14 protein-coding genes are annotated in these 17,906 nt (G+C 42.0%); 11 read left to right on the plus strand and 3 right to left on the minus strand.

Annotated features, from left to right (window positions below; translation table 11 throughout):
* The first annotated feature begins 42 nt into the window (after positions 1-42).
* From GWD08_RS02740 to GWD08_RS02755, 4 genes are read left to right on the plus strand one after another with little or no spacing between them, the layout of a single operon-like run.
* Positions 43-885, plus strand: a complete 843-nt coding sequence (locus tag GWD08_RS02740; protein WP_159564108.1) for an SAM hydrolase/SAM-dependent halogenase family protein — start codon at positions 43-45, stop codon at positions 883-885.
* Positions 886-894: 9 nt separating this feature from the next.
* The gene (locus GWD08_RS02745; RefSeq protein WP_159564109.1) at positions 895-1,443 is read left to right on the plus strand and encodes an ECF-type riboflavin transporter substrate-binding protein; all 549 of its coding nucleotides are present in this window, start codon (positions 895-897) and stop codon (positions 1,441-1,443) included.
* A gap of 14 nt (positions 1,444-1,457) precedes the next feature.
* Positions 1,458-3,158, plus strand: coding sequence for an ABC transporter ATP-binding protein (locus GWD08_RS02750; RefSeq protein ID WP_159564110.1), 1,701 nt, complete (start codon positions 1,458-1,460; stop codon positions 3,156-3,158).
* Positions 3,151-3,984: an energy-coupling factor transporter transmembrane component T family protein gene (locus GWD08_RS02755; RefSeq protein WP_159542933.1), complete on the plus strand. Its 834-nt coding sequence runs from the start codon at positions 3,151-3,153 to the stop codon at positions 3,982-3,984. Before GWD08_RS02750 ends, GWD08_RS02755 begins: the two co-directional genes overlap by 8 nt.
* A 432-nt stretch (positions 3,985-4,416) precedes the next feature.
* Here the strand turns inward: GWD08_RS02755 and GWD08_RS02760 are convergent, their stop codons facing one another.
* From GWD08_RS02760 to pbp3, 3 genes are all read right to left on the minus strand, one after another.
* On the minus strand, positions 4,417-5,565 hold the full coding sequence (locus tag GWD08_RS02760) for a D-alanyl-D-alanine carboxypeptidase family protein (protein WP_425280426.1): 1,149 nt from the start codon (positions 5,563-5,565) through the stop codon (positions 4,417-4,419).
* Between the two features lie 140 nt (positions 5,566-5,705).
* Positions 5,706-6,944 (minus strand): serine hydrolase, encoded by a 1,239-nt coding sequence (locus tag GWD08_RS02765; RefSeq protein WP_159564111.1) that lies wholly within the window; start codon positions 6,942-6,944, stop codon positions 5,706-5,708.
* Between the two features lie 357 nt (positions 6,945-7,301).
* Positions 7,302-8,546 carry a D-alanyl-D-alanine carboxypeptidase PBP3 gene (gene pbp3, locus GWD08_RS02770; RefSeq protein WP_159564112.1) on the minus strand — a complete coding sequence of 415 codons (1,245 nt, stop codon included), beginning with the start codon at positions 8,544-8,546 and terminating at the stop codon, positions 7,302-7,304.
* 322 nt (positions 8,547-8,868) lie between these two features.
* On the opposite strand from pbp3, the gene GWD08_RS02775 reads away from it, so the two are divergent.
* The 7 genes from GWD08_RS02775 (at position 8,869) to GWD08_RS02805 (ending at position 17,820) form a co-directional block, all read left to right on the plus strand.
* A complete protein-coding gene (locus tag GWD08_RS02775; protein ID WP_159564113.1) occupies positions 8,869-10,845 on the plus strand; it encodes a peptide ABC transporter substrate-binding protein in 1,977 nt (658 codons plus the stop codon).
* Between the two features lie 67 nt (positions 10,846-10,912).
* Complete coding sequence (locus GWD08_RS02780) at positions 10,913-12,412, plus strand: ABC transporter permease (protein WP_159542921.1); 1,500 nt, start codon at positions 10,913-10,915, stop codon at positions 12,410-12,412.
* Positions 12,412-13,338, plus strand: coding sequence for an oligopeptide ABC transporter permease OppC (oppC, locus tag GWD08_RS02785; RefSeq protein ID WP_159542918.1), 927 nt, complete (start codon positions 12,412-12,414; stop codon positions 13,336-13,338). The genes GWD08_RS02780 and oppC overlap by 1 nt, the downstream gene beginning before the upstream one ends.
* 8 nt (positions 13,339-13,346) lie before the next feature.
* Positions 13,347-14,417: an ABC transporter ATP-binding protein gene (locus GWD08_RS02790; protein ID WP_159564114.1), complete on the plus strand. Its 1,071-nt coding sequence runs from the start codon at positions 13,347-13,349 to the stop codon at positions 14,415-14,417.
* Positions 14,410-15,345, plus strand: a complete 936-nt coding sequence (locus tag GWD08_RS02795) for an ATP-binding cassette domain-containing protein (protein WP_159564115.1) — start codon at positions 14,410-14,412, stop codon at positions 15,343-15,345. Before GWD08_RS02790 ends, GWD08_RS02795 begins: the two co-directional genes overlap by 8 nt.
* 464 nt (positions 15,346-15,809) lie before the next feature.
* Positions 15,810-16,976 carry a PTS sugar transporter subunit IIC gene (locus GWD08_RS02800; protein WP_159564116.1) on the plus strand — a complete coding sequence of 389 codons (1,167 nt, stop codon included), beginning with the start codon at positions 15,810-15,812 and terminating at the stop codon, positions 16,974-16,976.
* Entirely contained in the window at positions 16,969-17,820 is an 852-nt protein-coding gene (locus GWD08_RS02805) for an alpha/beta hydrolase (protein ID WP_159564117.1), read from the plus strand. The genes GWD08_RS02800 and GWD08_RS02805 overlap by 8 nt, the downstream gene beginning before the upstream one ends.
* Positions 17,821-17,906: the final 86 nt, after the last annotated feature.

Raw genomic sequence — 17,906 nt, forward strand, 5'->3', positions numbered from 1 at the left:
TTTGATAAAATGAGTTTATTCTGATCGATAAGGAGAAAGCATTTGGCCAACAATTTATTAGTTTTACAATCTGATTTTGGCTGCGTTGATGGTGCTGTGGCCGCCATGACTGGTGTGGCTTTGCAAGAAGCAGCTGATTTAGGCATTTATCATCTCACCCATGACATTACCCCTTACAATATTTTTGAGGCCTCCTATCGTTTGTTTCAGACGATTGATTACTGGCCAAGTGGGACCACCTTTGTCTCTGTGGTGGATCCAGGTGTTGGTTCTAAACGTAAAAGTGTTGTGGCCTTAACCAAGAATGGTCAATACATCGTGACACCAGATAACGGCACCTTGTCTTATATTAAGCGGCATGTGGGCATTGCTGCGCTTCGGGAAATCTCAGAGGTGAAGAATCGCAGGCGCAATACTGAGCTCTCTTACACCTTTCATGGACGGGATGTCTATGCCTATACTGGGGCTAAGTTAGCGAGTGGTCATATTAGCTTTGAAGAAGTTGGCCCAGAGTTGGCTGTTGATCAGATTATTGAACTGCCAGAGGTGGCAACGCGAATCCATGATGACACCGTTTTTGGAGCGATTGATATTTTGGATGTCCGGTTTGGGTCGCTGTGGACTTCCATTACTCGGGCAGAATTTTATGCCTTAACTCCTGAATTTGGTGAGCGTTTTGAGGTGACCATTTATAAGGATGATATGCTGGTTTACCAAAATCAGGTTACTTATGGCAAATCATTTGCTGATGTTCGCATTGGTCAGCCGATTTTGTATATTAATTCACTATATCGCCTTGGACTGGCTATTAATCAAGGTTCCTTTGCCCGAGCCTATAATGTCGGTGTCGGTTCAAATTGGCGAATAGCCGTTAAGAAAATTTAGGAGAAAAAGATGCAAGATTCTACTATTAAAAAAGTTGTAGCGACAGGAATTGGTGCTGCCCTATTTATTATCATTGGCATGTTGGTCAATATCCCAACGCCCATTCCAAATACGAATCTGCAGTTACAATATGCTGTTTTAGCCTTGTTTGCGCTGCTTTATGGTCCAGGTGTTGGCTTTTTTATTGGGGTGATTGGCCATGCGCTCAAGGATTCCCTACAATACGGGGCACCTTGGTGGACCTGGGTGCTTGTCAGCGGTTTTCTTGGTCTGATGATAGGCCTGCTGGCAAAGCGCCTAGCGATTCACACAAAAGGGCTGACAAAAAAAGATCTGGTTTTGTTTAATGGCGTGCAGGTGCTAGCAAATGGGATTGGTTGGGGGCTGCTTGCTCCTTATGGTGACATTATTTTTTATAGTGAACCGGCTAGCAAGGTTTTTGCGCAAGGGATCTTATCTAGTCTGGTCAATGCGGTGACCATTGGCATTGGTGGTAGTTTATTGCTGATCGCCTATGCTAAATCAAGGCCACAGCAAGGCAGCTTGAGTAAAGATTAAAGTTAAAGGATGTCATGAAAGATTTTATTGAATGGAAGGATTTTACATTTACCTATGATGTGCAGTCCGAACCCACGCTTAAAAACATTGATTTAACCATTGCCAAGGGGGAAAAGGTATTGCTGCTTGGTCCGTCTGGCTCTGGCAAATCAACGCTTGGAAATTGCTTAAATGGTATCATTCCTGCCACCCATCAAGGCCATTATCAAGGTCGTTTTACGATTAATCAGCAAGAGGCATTTGGCTTGTCAATTTATGACAAGTCTCATTTGGTTTCCACGGTGTTGCAAGATCCAGATGGCCAGTTCATCGGCTTGAGTGTTGCTGAAGATATAGCCTTTGCTTTGGAAAATGACGGCCTGTCCAAAGCGGCCATGCAAGAAGTGGTAACGGCTTGGGCAGCGCGCTTGGAGATCTTGCCGCTCTTGGAGAAACGGCCACAAGACCTATCTGGTGGGCAAAAGCAGCGGGTTACTTTAGCTGGCGTGCTGGTGGATGACAGCCCAATCTTGCTTTTTGATGAACCATTAGCGAATCTGGATCCGCAATCTGGTCAAGAGATTATGGCCTTGATTGATCGCATTCATCATGAGCAAGCTGCCACAACTCTGATTATTGAACACCGCCTAGAAGATGTCTTGCAGTGTGAGGTAGATCGGATCGTTCTCATTAATGATGGTCAGATTGTCTATAATGGCAAGCCTGATGGCTTGTTGCAATCTAACCTTTTAGAGGAAAATGGCATTCAAGAGCCTCTCTATTTATCGGCTTTAAAGCAGATGGGCTATCCTCTTAAGCGGCAAGCTAGTGGCTTGCAGCTCAGCCAATTAGACCTAACAGATTTGCACCTGCCTGCGTTGACATCGCTTCCAAACTTCGCTCCCAAGCCTCCAGTCCTCACTGTAACTGGGCTCTCTGTCAGCTATCATCAGGCCAAAGTCAGCCCTGCCCAGCAGCAAAAGGTCCTAGATGAGCTGTCTGTGACCCTTGGACGTGGGGAAATGGTGGCCCTTGTTGGGCAAAATGGTGCTGGTAAGTCAACTCTAGCCAAGGCCTTATGCCAATTTGTCGAAAACACTGGTCATTTGCTCTATCAAGGACAGGATATTAGCAAGGATACGATCAAAGAACGCGCTGAACGCATTGGTTATGTTTTGCAAAATCCTAACCAGATGATTAGTCAAGCTATGCTGTTTGATGAGGTGGCCCTTGGCCTTCGCCTTAGAGGCCTTGATCCAGCTGAGATAAAGCAGCGTGTGCATCGGATTTTAAGGATTTGTGACCTGTATCCTTTTCGCAAGTGGCCTATTTCGGCCCTGTCTTTTGGCCAAAAAAAGCGGGTTACGATTGCTTCGATTTTGGTGCTCAATCCAGCTATTATTATTTTAGATGAGCCGACAGCTGGCCAAGACAAAAAGCATTATTTAGAAATGATGTCGTTTGTAGAAGAGCTTAAACAAAAAGGGCATACCATTGTAATGATTACTCATGATATGCAGCTGATGTTAGAGCATTGTGATCGGGCTTTAGTGCTACATCAGGGGCGGATTGTAGCAGATGATGCTCCAATTAGTATTTTGTCAAGGCCAGAGCTCCTTGAGCAGGCCCATTTGAAAAAGACCAGCTTGTTTGACTTAGCAGAGCGTCTTGGGCAATCACCGCAGGCTTTAACGCAGTGGTATATTCAGCAGCAAGGAGGGCCAAGCCATGGCTAATCGCTTAATTGGTTATCAAGAAGGCAGCGGTTTTCTTTACCGCCTCTCAGGCGCCAGTAAATTACTGTTTTTTATCCTGGTGTCGGCTGCTTGTATGACGACCTATGATACTCGCTTTTTAGTCCTGGTCTCTGTAAGCGCCTTGGTACTATTTAGATTGGCCAAGATTAAATGGCATCAGGTTTCGTTTGTGCTCATGCTGGTGATGATTTTTGCTAGTTTAAATCTGCTCATGGTTTATCTCTTTGCACCCCAGTATGGTGATGACATTTATGGGAGTTCAAGTGTATTGATTCAGGGGATTGGCCCTTATCGTCTCAGCCTTGAGGAAGCATTTTATCTCTTTAATTTAAGCCTGAAATATGTTTGTACGGTCCCGTTGTCCTTGCTGTTTTTAATGACAACCAACCCTAGCCAGTTTGCTTCTAGCTTAAATCAATTGGGCCTGCCCTATAAAATCGCTTACGCGGTCAGCTTAACGCTCCGCTATATTCCTGATCTCCAAGAGGACTTTTATACCATCCGCCGTGCTCAGGAAGCTCGGGGCATTGAATTGTCGCCAAAAAGCAGTCTCTTTACCCGAATCAAAGGCAACTTGCAGATTGTCCTTCCTCTCATTTTTAGTTCCTTAGAGCGGATTGAGACCATTTCTACGGCGATGGAGTTGCGCCGTTTTGGCAAGAATCCCCGCAGGAGCTGGTATAGCCAGCAAAGGATTCACTGGCGTGATTACCTGGTCATGGCTCTGGCCCTAAGTTTGTTTTTGCTCACCTTGTACCTGTTTACCGTGAATGGCGGCCGCTTTTACAACCCTTGGCGGACTTGACTTGATAAGCCAGCCCCGCTCCGGCTAGCCCAAAGCGGCAGACTTGCTGCTTTAAGGCGGGTAAAAGGAGAATGGCAAAGCTTGATTTTTCTGTTTTTTAAGACTTGCTGACTTAGTAGCCTAGTTCATACGGCTCTATCAGCTGCGCAGCAAAAATGCTCCACAAGCTGCTTAGGAGCTTGATCGTTGCCAAAATTGGCTAAACAAGCAAAAAATCCTGGCAGGAATGTTCCTCTGTCGATAAGGTAGTTAGTCTAGTTATTAAAGCTGAGCTTGATGTCTAATCAAACCATTCCTCTAAGTTTCTAAAAAAGACTTTCTAACACTCATAACTGTTAGAAAGTCTTTTTTTGCTTGTAAGTAGATTGGCTGGTTATTGTGTATCAATTGTGGTCATGTTTATTGCTGTATTGCTGTATTGCTGTATTGCTGTTAGCGTCTGCTAAGCGTCCGCCAGATGGTGATTAAAGCAACTAAGACAAAGAGAACCAGACCAATGGCAATGTAATTGTGATAACGATCAAAGATGTGATCAATCTGATCTAAGAGAGTATTTTGATGGTTGGTATGCTCATGCTTGTGCTTGTGTGCGTGTGGCGGAGCATCTGTTGTTACTTGGGCTTCAGAAATCAAATGTTCGTATCTTGCCTGAGGCTGGTCTTTTAAAAGTTTAAATCCTTTTTCGGTGAGAGCGTTGATGAAGGGATGACGATAGAATTCGCCATTTTGATCAGACCAGTCGCCAACTCCCATCACAATTGTGATCACACGATGACCATCTCGTTGCCCAGTTACCATGGCATTGAAGGCACCTGTAGGGCTTGATCCTGTTTTTAAGCCATCAATCCCTGGGATACCGTACTCGTCACCTGGTAAAGAATGATTATAAGAATGGAACTCTTCTTCATAGGGCGTTCCTACCATTGTTTTAACCACGAGTTTATTAGTGTATTGGAGGATTTCAGGGTACCTGTCTAGCATATGGTAGATTAAAATTGCTAAATCACGTGCCGTTGTTTGATTGGGTGCTTCTGGATCATACCCTTGCGGCTTATAATAGCCCTTAAAAGAAACCGCAGCAGCTCCACTAGCATTAGAGAAATGCGTATTGGTCATTTTTAATTTTTTAGCTGTTTGGTTGATACGATCAATAAATGCTCCCGCATTATTTTGGGACAAATAGTTGGCAATCATAATAGTCGCAACATTTGAAGAAGGAACGGCAGTCATGGCAATCAGGTCTTTAATGGGATAGGCAACACCAGCCACGATATTATTGTTACTGATTTCGTAGATTTTGCTAATGGCTTGATCGGTCTCAGTTGCTGTAACGGTAGTATCAAGTGAGACCTTGCCACTTGCCATATCTTCAAATAAGAGATAGAGTGTGAACATTTTTGACATACTTGCTGGATCGCGAAGATCATCAATGTGGTCTTGCCACAGGATCTGACTCGAGTTAGCATCGACGACAATAGAAGCTTTCGGCCGATTAATAGGATCAACCGTATATCCCGCATCTTGGGTAATTTTTAGAATGTCTTCTTGCTCTTGTGCAAGGGATGATGGTGCTATAAGAATGACAAGGCCAAGCAGCACACAAACAAACAATTTTTTCAAATAAAAAACTCCTTTGTATCAGTCGTAATCAGATAAAATATAACTCAATTATACCATTTACTTAATACAAGACAAGAGCTTTTTCATTTTATTATCATTTATTAATAAAAAAGGCTAGTTTTAAGCCGGTTTTTGATGCTCGACCAAAAGCCTTGCCGAGGGAGATCTTCCTTGGCATAGATTGACAGGTCAGGCTGCTTGTCAAGGTAAGCCAAGGACGGTGAGAAAGAGTCAACCTGATAGGACATGTGGCCCAGTTTTTGCTGCTTGGTTATGGGAGCTTGCGCATGGCTGAGCTTAACCTTGATATGTTGTCTGGCCAGAGGTTGGTTTTTCGGATGAATAATGGTTAGCTTACCACGCGTATAAATAGCAAGCTTGGACTTGGTGCCGCCACTTACCGGCCATGTTTGTGGCAAAATAGGGCTTGCTGGTGTGATAACCGTTGCTTGATAATGGTCGTAAAGATAGGTAAGTGCCTTTTTGGCTTCGACAAATCGCTTGTCATCTGCCTTGTTTGCCTCACCAGCATGTAGCAAAATCAGGACAAAGCGCATGCCATTATGTGAAGCAGTAGCCAGTAAGGACTGGCCGGCTTTAGCGGTGGTCCCTGTTTTTAAGCCATCTACCCCCTGAAGAGCAAACGTCTGCCCCGGTAAAAGAAGATTGGAATTAGCCATTTGTTCGTTTTCCCATTTTAGAAATGGCTGAGCTGTTATCGTGTTAATTTCTGGAAAATCATGAAGGAGATGCTGGGTAATCAGGGCTAAATCGCGGGCACTAAAGGCGTTTTCTTCATCTGGTTTTGAACCAGGATAGATGTGACGTCCCAGCATGCTATTATTGAGCCCGGTGGCATTGACGATCGTGGCATCCCGTATGCCCCAGGCCTGTACTTGCTTTAGCATCTGATCGACAAATCGTGGTTCTGAGCCAGCGATGTATTCGGCTAGAGCTACTGCTGAGCTATTAGCACTTACAATTAGCGTTGATTCGATGAGTTCTTTAGCAGAGTAACTATTGTTACTCATGTGAGGATTACTAATGTCGAGATTTTGATTAAGTTCTTTGGCATAGTCTGAAAGTGGTATTTGTGTGTCCCACTGGAGGCGGCCAGACTTGATTTCAGAGAGTGTTAAGTAGATGGTGAGTAATTTACTTAACGAAGCCACAGGCAACTTAGCTTGGCTATTATGCTCATAAAGAACTTGGCCCGAATGATACTCATAGGCGATTGCCGCCTGGCTGTCAATAGTAAGGTCTGCAGCTTGGCTCCTTTGCACACCAAAAAGGAAAAGATAAGCACTCATCAGCACGGCGCATAATAGGTTTTTCTTCATACAATCTATTGTATCAAGCTTGTTTAAGGTGGTCAAAATTTAGAGGTGTTTTTTTTCTGTGTGAGGAGCTAGCAAAAGAAGGCAAGGCAGCAAGCAGCTTCAGAACGTGGACAAACTCCTATCGAATGTCATCTTTTGAATTAGCCTAAGTGAGCTGCTAAATTGCTAAACTCTTAGAAACGTTAATCTAGCAATGCTTCTGAGAGTTCTTGATTAGTATCACAGAAAAAAAGATTGAAGAAAATTGTCCAAAATGGACTTTTTCTTCAACCTGAGGCAGCAAGCAGCTTGTCTTTAAAGCCTAAAAGGTTGCGTTGGCTCAAAGAGGTGTGATTGCTGTGAGCTGCCTTGGCTGACTTATAGATTTTGGTTGACATAATCAACCCAGTGATTCCACCAAACTTTAAGGAAAAAGCTGCGGGGGATGGCCTTTTGTGTGACAAGCTTAGTTTGGGGCATCTTACCCATGTAACCTCTTCCAATGTTGTTTTTATCAACGAGCGTAATGCTAGCAACGGTTTGATGCTTAGCCAAAGGGGCAAAATACTGGGCCTGTGTTTTGTTTACTTGATAGGTTAGCTTTTTGCCCTTTACCCGGGGTTGGACAGCAGTGAGCGTTGTAGCTACCTCAAGCGGGATCAACTTATCAGGACTGTCTTTAACGGTTAATCGAGGTTGCCTCAGGCTTTGCCCTTTTTTAAGAATTGTGACCTTTTGAAATTGCTTGGTAATCTCATCAAGGAAACGATTGGCAACCTGGAAGCGTTCGGTAGGTTGATCTTTTCCTTGATCAACATTTAGTAAAACCGTTACAATGGAGAGATCGCCTTCTGTTGAACTGGTGACTAATGAGGAAAGACCCTGAGCAGAAGTTCCTAAAAAAAGACCTTGGCTACCTTTTCGGGCGTAGGGCATACCTGGTAAAAGATAGTTATAGGAAAAGATGGTTTGCCCAGCAAATGTTGCACTGGCTTGACTAGTGATTTGGGTAACTTGAGGGAAGTCCTTCAATAAATGGTAGGTGGCGATGGCAACATCACTAGCAGACATTTGGTTTTCTGCTGTCTTAGCCAGCTGCGGCTTAGCAAATTCCCCCAGCTCCTCATTGGCTAAACCACTGGCGTTGATTAACTTACTATCCGTTGCTCCCCAGGCTTTTAGCTGCTGGTTCATTTTTTTCACAAAAAGTTCTTCTGTGCCAGCAATAGCTTCAGCTAGGGCAATGGCTGGGCTATTGGCATTAGTGACTAACATCGCTGTGAGTAAATCCTGAACAGAATATTGGCGCTTGTCTAAGGGAACATTGCTAATGTGATACTGAGATGTTAGCCAGTAGGGGTAGTTAGAAATGGTCACTGGGCTGTCCCATTTGAGGTGCCCTTTTTGCACTTCCTGATAGACGAGATAGGCTGTTACCACCTTGCTAATAGAGGCTACAGGCAGAGCTTTATTGCTGTTTTTTTCAAAGAGAATTTTACCAGTTGCAGCTTCAAAGGCAAAGCCGCTCTCAGCAGCAAATGGGATTGGTTTGGATTGAGCCTGAGCCTTATTGACACAGAAAAAAAGCATAAGCAATAGCAGGCGTGTAAATTGTTTAATCATCCTTAACTTCCTTAATCATTTTGTTAATTATACCATATAAATAATACTAAAAAGTTGAAATGATCAGAAGAAGATGAAAAAGTAAATCGCTACCATTTTTTAAAGTATGGTGCTTTGACGGCAAAGCAATTGAGAAACAAGCCATTCTAACGGGTAAATAGAGACAGAAATGTCACTTTAACGAGAAAATTGGGAATTCTCATTTTAAGTAATATAAAAAATAGTCAGAAAATTTATGCTTGGTTCTTTTTTTAACTAAAATTTATGATATAATATTTTCAATTAGCAAATAAAAATGCTCAAAAAGTTTTAGGAGAAGCTTATGAAAAAAGGTAAATGGTTAGCAGTAGCCGGTGTTACAGTCTTATCGGTATCCGTCTTGGCTGCTTGTGGTAATTCTAACAAAACAAGCAAAGGCAGTGTTTACAATTATGTCTACGTTCAAGACCCAGATACCTTAGACTATACGATTTCAGGCCGTGCTTCGACCAGTGATGTCACGCAACAGGCCATTGATGGTTTGCTCGAATATGATCGTTTTGGCAATCTCATCCCTTCTTTGGCTAAAAAATGGACTGTTTCAAAAGACGGTTTGACCTATACTTACAAGCTCCGTGACGATGCCAAATGGTATACGGCTGATGGCGAAGAGTATGCTAAGGTCACAGCCAATGACTTTGTCACAGGGGTTAAACACGCTGCAGATAAGAACTCTGACGCTCTTTATCTTATTCAAGACTCAATTGCTGGTCTAGATGATTATATCAATGGTAAAACCAAAGATTTCTCGACTGTAGGTGTTAAGGCGCTAGATAAACATACCGTTCAATATACCTTAAAACAACCAGAAAACTTCTGGAATTCCAAATTGACCTATGGGGTCTTGGCTCCGGTTAACGCTGATTTCTTAAAATCCAAAGGAAAAGACTTTGGTAAGGCTTCAGATGTTTCTTCGATTCTCTACAATGGTCCTTACCTTATCTCCTCACTGACCAGTAAGTCTTCTATTGAATTCACGAAAAATGAAAACTACTGGGATAAGAAAAATGTGCACATTGATAATGTTCAGCTGACCTATTATGATGGGCAGGACCAAGAATCGCTCTTTAGAAACTTTGATAAGGGTGCCTACACAGCTGCTCGGCTATTTCCGACAACGCCTTCTTACAAAACAGCTAAGAAAAAATACGGCGAGAGCATTACCTATGGACCGCAAAAGTCAAATACCTTTTTTGTAACCTTTAACTTGAATCGTACTGCTTATGGACATACCAAAAAGACTAATGATAAGCAAAAAGATGATACCCATAAAGCTATCTTAAACAAAGACTTCCGACAAGCCTTGACCTTTGGCTTTAACCGTAAATCCTATTCTGCCCAATCAGCTGGTCAAGAAGGTGCTGATAAATCCTTGAGAAATATGCTAGTACCACCAGCTTTTGTGCAAATCAAGGATCAAGACTTCGGTAAAATCGTTGAAAAAGATTTAGCAGCCTATGGTGATCAATGGAAAGGTATCAATCTAGCTGAAGCTCAAGATGGCCTCTACAACAAAGACAAGGCTAAGGCAGCAATAGCTAAGGCTAAGGAAGCCCTTCAAGCACAGGGCGTTCAGTTCCCAATTCACCTTGATTTGCCGCAAGAACAAACAGCAACAGTGCTCTTACAGCAAGCTCAGTCAATGAAGCAATCTATTGAAGACACACTTGGTAAGGAAAATGTTGTTATTGATATTGTTGAGCTGCAAAGCGATACTTACAATAATGTTACTTATATGGCAGAAACCCCTGCCCAACAAGATTGGGACCTTAACACAGCATCTGGTTGGAGCCCTGACTACACTGATCCAGGTTCTTATCTTGACATCTTTAACTCAAAATTACCAACTGCCCAAACGAAATTCATCGGTATTCAACCTTTGAAGGATCAAGCAATTGTTTCAGAGGCTGGCTTAGATGACTTTACTCAATTGGTCACTGAGGCAAGCAAGATTACTAATGATCAAGAAGCTCGCTATGAAAAATATGCTCAAGCCCAAGCAGCCCTTATTGATTCGGCAGTTTATATTCCAACTGTTTCATTAGGTGGTACACCAAGGGTTACGAGAATTGTTCCTTATTCTAATGCTTTTGGTTGGGCAGGTGTTAAATCTGATGATACCTATTACAAATACATGAAGATTCAAGACAAGCCAGTAACAGTTAAACAACAGGCCAAGGCCGCAAAAGAATGGGAAAAGGCTAAAGAAAAAGCAACTAAAAAATATGAAGAGTCATTAGAAAAGCATATTGAGAAATAAGGCTAGTTCAATTAAGAACTTTCTCTGTACGTGAGGAAGTTCTTTTGAGCTTATTATGAGGATTGGAATGAAAAAGTATATATTCGAACGCATCCTAAGGTCATTGGTTTCGATTTTGTTGGTAACAACCTTGACTTATGTCATTGTCTTTACCTTGGTACCGACAAGCTTGATTTTTAAACAAGACCCTAATTATAACAAGATGGTCACAACACCAGATAAAAAGGACAATTATCGCAATACGGTTTTTCAGCGTATGGGCTATATAACTTACTATAACAGTAAAGAACTTAAAAATAGAGCTGAAAAAGTGGATAAGAGTGTTACCGTCGAACCTACCCAAAAGAATAAAAAGATTTACCAGAAATACCTTAAAGAATTAGGTCATGGTTGGCAGTTGAAAACTTTTACAGAGAGTAAAGAGTTTTATGCTATCCGCAAGATTCCCATTCATGAGCGGGTTTGGAATTTCTTTAGCCATATGATTGTGATTGATCATCCTTGGGTTATTCAAGATCCAAAAAATCCTAAGTTAGAACGTTACGTTCGACCAGAAATTGATCCGGCGGTCGGTCCAGCTTTGGTTGGTTCAGGGACCAAACATAAATATTTGATCTATTTTAATAGTGCTTTTCCTTTTATTCATCAAAACATTGTTAGTTTTGACCTTGGAACTTCCTATCCCACCTATGCTAATATTCCGGTCATTCAGGTAATCACGCAAGGCCAGGGGCGGACACTGTCAGAGCAAACGAAATTCCCGACTGGAGTCACTAAATTCTCCCCGATTGACATCTACTCTCGTACCTATAAGTCCCCTAGTCAAGCGGATGCTCGTGACCGAGCAAACTTTGGGGCAAAAGATCCCTATACAGCAACCAATAATAAGCATGCTGAGCCATCTATGATTGCCAATTCCTTCAAGATTGGGATTATCGGTGTACTCCTCTCTTATGTTTTAGGCTTACCAATTGGGATGTTAATGGCTTATTACAAAGATGGTGTTTTTGATCGTTTCTCAACGGCTGTGACAACTTTTATGTTAGCTTTGCCAAGTATTGCCCTCATCTATATTATTCGATTTTTAGGTTCAAAAGTTGGCTTACCTGATACTTTTCCTTTGCTCGGGGCAGGAAATCCTAAATCTTATGTGCTACCTGCTCTTATCTTGGGGATTCTTGGGACGCCAGGAACAGTTGTCTGGTTCCGTCGCTATATTGTGGACTTGCAAGGGAGCGACTTTGTCCGTTTTGCGCGTGCTAAGGGCTTAACAGAGGCAGAGATTTCCAAACATCATCTTTTTAAACAAGCCATGGTGCCAATTGTAAATGGTATTCCTCAAGCCATTGTTGCAACGATTGCTGGTGCAACCTTGACCGAGACGGTCTTTGCCTTTCCAGGCATGGGGAAAATGTTAATTGATGCCATCAAAGCCGCCAATAACTCAATGGTAGTGGGACTGGTTTTCATTTTCGCGGTCTTATCTATTTTGGCATTGCTAGCAGGGGATATATTAATGACGATTTTAGACCCACGGATTAAATTATCAAGCAAAGGAGGGAAATAATGGCTGAGATTGATAAAAAGAAGTTTGAATTTGTCGAACTAGATAGTTATGCATCAGAAGTCATTGATGCCCCTTCTTATTCCTACTGGAAATCTGTTTTCCGCCAGTTTTTCTCACGGAAATCAACGGTCTTTATGCTTGTTATTTTGACCGCCATTATTTTAATGAGTTTCATTTATCCCATGTTTGCCAATTATGACTTTGGGGATGTTTCCAACATTAACGACTTTGGCAAACGGTATATTTCACCCAACGCTGACTATTGGTTTGGGACTGATAAGAACGGCCAGTCTTTATTTGATGGTGTTTGGTATGGAGCGCGCAACTCCATCTTGATTTCAGTGATTGCAACAGCGATTAATATGGTCATTGGTGTTGTGGTTGGTGGACTTTGGGGTGTTTCTAAGACAGTCGATAAGGTCATGATTGAAATCTACAATATTATTTCCAATCTACCTCAAATGTTGATTATCATTGTCCTCACCTATTCTATCGGTGCAGGGTTTTGGAACCTGATTTTTGCTTTTTGTGTGACCGGTTGGATTGGTATCGCTTACGCAGTGCGCGTGCAAGTGCTGCGTTATCGGGATTTAGAATATAATCTTGCTAGTCAGACCCTGGGCACACCAACTTATAAAGTAGTTAGTAAGAATCTCCTGCCACAATTGGTTTCTGTTATTGTATCGATGGTCTCACTCTTGTTGCCAGCCTACATTTCATCTGAAGCCTTCTTGTCATTCTTTGGCCTTGGTTTGCCCTTATCTCAGCCAAGTTTGGGACGGTTGATTTCTAACTACTCTTCAAATTTAACGACAAATGCTTATCTCTTTTGGATTCCGCTTACGACGCTTATCTTAGTTTCTCTCCCACTATACATTGTGGGACAAAACTTAGCTGATGCAAGTGACCCAAGAACTCATAGATAGGAGCAGCCATGGAAGCGAAAAAAGAAGTAATTTTAAGTGCAAAAAATATTGTTGTTGAATTTGATGTTCGTGATCGTGTGCTAACAGCTATCCGTGATATTTCACTTGATTTACATGAAGGAGAAGTGCTAGCAGTGGTTGGTGAATCAGGTAGTGGAAAATCAGTGTTGACAAAGACCTTTACCGGCATGCTAGAATCCAATGGTCGCGTTGCCTCAGGTAGCATCACCTATCGGGGCCAAGAATTAACAAAGTTAAAAAATCATAAAGATTGGGAAGGTATCCGCGGAGCAAAAATTGCGACGATCTTTCAAGATCCCATGACCAGCTTGGACCCGATTCAGACTATTGGTAGTCAGATTACCGAAGTGATTATCAAACACCAAAAACAATCCAAGGCACAAGCCTACAAAATGGCCATTGATTATATGACTAGAGTCGGCATTCCTGAGCCTGAGAAACGCTTTTATGAATACCCTTTCCAGTATTCAGGTGGAATGCGGCAACGTATCGTTATTGCCATTGCCTTGGCTTGTCGACCAGATATTTTAATCTGTGATGAGCCCACAACGGCTTTGGATGTGACTATCCAGGCGCAAATTATTGACTTGCTTAAGACATTGCAAAAAGAGTATGGCTTTACCATTATCTTTATCACTCATGATTTGGGTGTGGTAGCCAGCATCGCGACAACTGTCGCCGTCATGTATGCTGGTGACATTGTAGAATACGGCACAGTCGAAGATATTTTCTACGACCCTAGACATCCTTATACCTGGAGTTTGTTGTCAAGTTTACCTCAGTTGGCTGATGATAAAGGCGTTTTATTCTCAATCCCTGGCACCCCGCCTTCTTTGTATACTCCAATTGTTGGGGACGCCTTTGCACCGCGTTCTCGCTATGCTATGACAATTGACTTTGAAGAAAATGTGCCTCGTTTTGACATTTCAAACAGCCACTGGGCCAAGACTTGGTTGCTGCATCCGGATGCCCCTAAGGTTGAAAAGCCTGAGGTCATCCAAAATATTCACGAAAAAATTTCTAATAAACATGTTTATAAGGGGGAAGGAAATGTCTGAGAAATTAGTCGAAGTTAAGGACTTGGAAATTTCCTTCGGTGAAGGAAAGAAAAAATTTGTAGCGGTGAAAAATGCCAATTTCTTCATCAATAGAGGTGAAACCTTTTCCTTGGTTGGTGAGTCAGGAAGTGGTAAAACAACGATTGGCCGGGCGATCATTGGTTTAAATGAGACAAGTTCAGGGCAAATTCTCTATGATGGTAAACAAATTAACAAAAGCAAGAGTAAGTCAGAACAGGTTGATCTAATCAAGAAAATCCAAATGATTTTTCAAGATCCAGCTGCTAGTCTAAATGAGCGAGCAACAGTAGATTATATTATCTCAGAAGGGCTTTATAATCATAAGCTGTTTAAAAACGAAGAAGATCGGAAAGCAAAAATTAATCATATCATGACAGAGGTCGGCTTGTTGTCTGAACATCTGTCTCGTTATCCGCATGAATTTTCCGGTGGACAGCGCCAGCGGATCGGCATCGCGCGTGCCTTAGTCATGGATCCAGAGTTTGTCATTGCAGACGAGCCGATTTCGGCCTTGGATGTTTCGGTGCGTGCTCAGGTTTTAAACCTTTTGAAACGGATGCAAAAAGAAAAAGGACTGACCTATCTGTTCATTGCACATGATTTATCAGTCGTACGCTTTATCTCTGATCGTATTGCGGTTATCCATAAGGGAGTGATTGTTGAGGTTGCAGAAACCGAAGAGCTCTTTCTCAATCCCATCCATCCCTACACTAAATCACTCCTGTCAGCCGTTCCTATTCCTGATCCTATCTTAGAAAGACAAAAGAAACTAGTCATATACTCGGCAGATCAGCATGATTATTCAGTTGATAAGCCACAGATGGTAGAATTAAAACCTGGCCACTTTGTCTGGGCTAACCAAGCTGAACAGGAGATGTACAAAAAACAACTCAACCTTTCATCATAAGCTTAAGCAATCAAGCGTTTTCTAAAAACAAGACAGGCAGTCTTGGATTTAGAAGACGTTTTTTAGTAGAAATCAACCCAAAATAGAGAAATTTTTGCTTCATATACTTGAGCCTACTCCAGGGATCAGTCTGCAGACAAAACCTTTGCTGTAAGAGAGCTATGATTTAGGTGTTTGCTATTTTTGATAAGTGCTTGTAGTTGTACTGCCTAAGAGCACTTCAAATCCTCGAGTTTTGGACTCTTTTATTTTGCGTCTGGACACTAAACAAGACCTAACGGATTTTCAAATACTTAACAAATCATAGCAGTTTTGGTTTGGGCTTAAGAAATTCAAATTATGAGCTCTTTTTATTTCTGTTTCTGCTTGAGTTTGTGATAGACTTAGTCATAAGGTTAAGGATAGAAATAAAGGGAGAATTCATGATCACTCATCAATTGCATTTCATGAGGCAGTTGCCTCAAATGGTTAAACATAGTCTTAAGGAGTTGCTCCCTTTTTCATTGGTTTATGCCTATCTACAAATCCTACGTCACCTTGTTATGAGTGATAGCTCTTTTGTGGGACAAACGATTGGGGGTGCTCTTTTTACTCAGCACTGGTTTCTTTGGACCTCGCAACAATTATTTCAACTCTCTAGGATGACGCTCTTTTTTATGGCAAGTATCTTTGTAGCGCAGCTGGTGAACCAAATGCTGACATTCTGGGGAAAGGCCAACCAAAGGGCGGTCTTTCTAGCTTTTTTACTGACGTGGATCCTTTTCTTTCAAAGTGATCATCTCATGACTCATCATCTGAGCCAACCTTTTTGGCTTTTGTTGATTGTTTTTGCGGTTGGGATGAGTTTGGCTTTTGTTGCCTTTCATCAGATCAATGTGCAAAGGCGTGCTTTTTTGGTACTTATTTTCCTATTTTTGGCTTACCTGATGGCAGAGACGGTTTCTAAGCACTCTAACTATAGCCTTGATTTTTGGCTACAGACACTTAGTATGGATTGGTTGGGGAATGGGCCCACGCATTTTAGTGGTGTTTTATTTTGGTCGGTGCTTACTGGTTTGCTCCCTATTTTTGGTTTTTCGTTGCCGCTGAGTCTCCAACAACCAACGACAAATTTGCAAGTCAGCGCGGATAATTTAACGATGGCTTTGAGTGGTCATGCTAGCGGGATTCACTTACAGACCCTCTATACGGTGCGTGATAGCTTTGCAATGATTGGCGGAGTTGGCAATACTTTAGCCTTGGTTGGTCTGCTTTATCTGCTGGCCCATCGGTATCAACTGCCCCACTTTAAGAAGATAGCACTGCTATGCTTGATCCCCACGCTATTTGATCAAGTCTTACCACTTTATCTGGCTGTGCCCTTGCTTTTTGATTTGCAGCTAATCTTGCCTATGTTAGGGACTATCGTGGTTTCTGAAGGGATAGGAGCCTTAATGTTGCATTGGCACTGGTTGGATCCTGCTGTGTACACGATTCCTAGTGGTACGCCGAATATCTTTTTTGGTTTTTTAGCAAGTAATGGAGATTGGCGCTATGGTCTTGTAACCTTGCTCATCTTGGTCTTATCTGCTGGCATTTATTGGCCTTATCTTAATCGGTTAATAGCAAAGGAAGGAGGCGGTCATGGCTAAAGTAAAGCACGGGTTCATCATTGGCTTGCTTCTTGTTTTGCTTTGGGCCATAGGCAGCATTGGTCTAGCCTATGTGCAGACAACAACGCATCATAAGAAAAAATTAGCCAGTTCCAATATGGTCCCCCTGATCTTTGTTCCAGGCTCAAGTGCGACCAAGGAACGCTTTAATGACATGATTGATGATATTAATAGACTTGGTCCCAAGCACAATGTTTTAAAATTAACCGTCTCTAAGAATAATAACATTACCTATGAAGGGCATATCAATCATAATGAACGCAAGCCCTTAATTGTGATTGCCTTTGAAAACAACCAAGATGGCTATCAAAATATCAAAAAGCAAGCCTATTGGCTCAATACGGCCATGGATGCGTTGCAACAGCAATACCAATTCCAGACCTTTGATGCCATTGGCCATTCTAATGGCGGCTTAAACTGGACCATTTTCCTTGAAGAATATGATACGGCTAATCATTTCAAGATGAATCATTTGGTAACTATGGGTACCCCTTATAATTTTGAGGAAACCAATCCTGCTAATCAGACACAACTCCTAAAAGATCTTATTGCGCAAAATAGTAAGTTGCCTTCTGACCTGGTTGTCTATAATATTGCAGGTACTAATACGTATGAGGCTGATAAAATTGTGCCCATCCAAAGTGTGCAAGCGGGCAAATATATTTTTCAAAAGGCCGTTAAACACTACACACAAGTGACCGTAACAGGTGATCAGGCCGACCATTCTGGTCTACCAAGTAATCTTGAAGTGATTGATTATGTTATAGATAAATTGATTCTAAAAGGCCGCTCAGCTGATTTGCTGCCGGCAAGTACAGAATGATGGCCTTTTTTCTATGACAAAGGAGATAAACCCAACATACAAAAGTCTAGTGGTAAAAAGAAAACCAATTAATTAATCATTTGCAC

It is taken from the genome of Streptococcus halichoeri (assembly GCF_009870755.1).
Taxonomy (GTDB): Bacteria; Bacillota; Bacilli; order Lactobacillales; family Streptococcaceae; genus Streptococcus; species Streptococcus halichoeri.

What these genes read in the sequence shown, in the direction of transcription:
- GWD08_RS02745 (WP_159564109.1), top strand. Translation starts at nt 895, where the DNA reads ATGCAAGATTCTACTATTAAAAAAGTTGTAGCGACAGGAATTGGTGCT.
- GWD08_RS02750 (WP_159564110.1), top strand. Translation starts at nt 1,458, where the DNA reads ATGAAAGATTTTATTGAATGGAAGGATTTTACATTTACCTATGATGTG.
- GWD08_RS02755 (WP_159542933.1), top strand. Translation starts at nt 3,151, where the DNA reads ATGGCTAATCGCTTAATTGGTTATCAAGAAGGCAGCGGTTTTCTTTAC.
- GWD08_RS02765 (WP_159564111.1), bottom strand. Translation starts at nt 6,944, where the DNA reads ATGAAGAAAAACCTATTATGCGCCGTGCTGATGAGTGCTTATCTTTTC.
- pbp3 (WP_159564112.1), bottom strand. Translation starts at nt 8,546, where the DNA reads ATGATTAAACAATTTACACGCCTGCTATTGCTTATGCTTTTTTTCTGT.
- GWD08_RS02775 (WP_159564113.1), top strand. Translation starts at nt 8,869, where the DNA reads ATGAAAAAAGGTAAATGGTTAGCAGTAGCCGGTGTTACAGTCTTATCG.
- GWD08_RS02780 (WP_159542921.1), top strand. Translation starts at nt 10,913, where the DNA reads ATGAAAAAGTATATATTCGAACGCATCCTAAGGTCATTGGTTTCGATT.
- oppC (WP_159542918.1), top strand. Translation starts at nt 12,412, where the DNA reads ATGGCTGAGATTGATAAAAAGAAGTTTGAATTTGTCGAACTAGATAGT.
- GWD08_RS02790 (WP_159564114.1), top strand. Translation starts at nt 13,347, where the DNA reads ATGGAAGCGAAAAAAGAAGTAATTTTAAGTGCAAAAAATATTGTTGTT.
- GWD08_RS02795 (WP_159564115.1), top strand. Translation starts at nt 14,410, where the DNA reads ATGTCTGAGAAATTAGTCGAAGTTAAGGACTTGGAAATTTCCTTCGGT.
- GWD08_RS02800 (WP_159564116.1), top strand. Translation starts at nt 15,810, where the DNA reads ATGGTTAAACATAGTCTTAAGGAGTTGCTCCCTTTTTCATTGGTTTAT.
- GWD08_RS02805 (WP_159564117.1), top strand. Translation starts at nt 16,969, where the DNA reads ATGGCTAAAGTAAAGCACGGGTTCATCATTGGCTTGCTTCTTGTTTTG.